Source organism: Streptomyces poriferorum, from assembly GCF_019399235.1.
Taxonomy (GTDB): domain Bacteria; phylum Actinomycetota; class Actinomycetes; order Streptomycetales; family Streptomycetaceae; genus Streptomyces; species Streptomyces poriferorum.
In genome coordinates, this window is sequence record NZ_JAELVH010000544.1 from 1 (window position 1) to 1,414 (window position 1,414).

1 protein-coding gene is annotated in these 1,414 nt (G+C 68.4%); it reads left to right on the forward strand.

Annotated elements, in window-relative coordinates; translation table 11 throughout:
• Positions 1–1,414, forward strand: a 1,414-nt coding sequence (locus tag JGS39_RS39475) for a type I polyketide synthase (RefSeq protein WP_219574579.1), incomplete at both ends; no start/stop codon positions are given.

Here is a 1,414-nt window from a genome sequence, read left to right on the forward strand (position 1 = left end):
TCCCGCTGCCGATCGATGTCACCGCGCTGCGTACTCGTACCGACACGATCCCCGCACTCCTCCGCGACCTCGCCCCCACCACCAGACGACCTGCTGCCCGCGCGGTGGCCGGAGCCGGAGACGGGCAGGAGCTGCTCCGCAGCCTGGCGGGACTCGACGACGACGAGCGCGCTCGCAAGATACTGGAGCTGGTCCGCGGCCGAGTGGCCAAGGTGCTGGGTCACGCGTCGGCCCAGGCCATCGAGGCAGACCGGCCGTTCCAGGAGCTCGGCTTCGATTCGCTCAGCGCAGTCGAGCTCCGTAACGAACTGAACCTGGCGACCGGGCTCAGGCTTCCCGCGACGCTCGTTTTCGACTACCCGACCTCACGGGCCGTAGCGGGGCACATCGACGGGGAGCTCGACGGAAGCGGGACGCGGGAGGCGGAACAGCCTGGCAACAAGCTCGCCATGCGTGACCTGGACGACGAGCCGATCGTCATTGTGGGCATGGCTTGCCGCTACCCGGGTGGAGTGACTTCCCCCGACGACCTGTGGGATCTCGTCGCCGACGGCCGTGACGCGGTTTCCGGATTCCCGCGCGACCGCGGCTGGGACATCGAGGGCGTGTACGACCCCGAGCCGGGAGTGCCGGGCAAGACCTACGCGAACGAGGGCGGCTTCCTCTACGAGGCCGGTGACTTCGACCCGGCGTTCTTCGGCATCAGTCCGAACGAGGCCCTGATCATGGACCCGCAGCAGCGGCTGCTCCTGGAAGCGTCGTGGGAGGCCTTCGAACGCGCGGGCATCGATCCCCGGTCCCTGAAGGGGACCAGGACGGGAGTCTTCGCCGGCCTCATGTACCACGACTACGGCCAGGGAACGGAGGCCGCCGCAACCACCGGAGGCAGCCTGGTGTCAGGTCGCATCTCCTACACGCTGGGCCTCGAAGGGCCTTCTCTGACGGTGGACACCGCGTGTTCGTCGTCGCTGGTCGCGTTGCACCTGGCGGCCCAGGCGCTGCGTTCGGGCGAGTGCTCGATGGCGCTCGCGGGCGGCGTGGCCGTGATGTCCACCCCGGACATGTTCGTGGAGTTCAGCCGGCAGCGGGGGTTGGCGAGGGACGGGCGGTGCAAGTCGTTCGCGGGCGCTGCGGATGGTGCTGCTTGGTCGGAGGGTGTGGGTGTGCTGTTGGTCGAGCGGTTGTCGGATGCTCGGCGGTTGGGGCATGAGGTGTTGGCGGTGGTGCGGGGCAGTGCGGTGAATCAGGACGGTGCGAGTAATGGGCTGACGGCTCCGAATGGTCCGTCGCAGCAGCGTGTGATTCGTGCGGCGTTGGAGGGTGCTGGTCTGTCTTATGCCGATGTGGATCTGGTGGAGGCGCATGGGACGGGGACCCGGTTGGGTGATCCGATCGAGGCGCAGGCTTTGCTGGC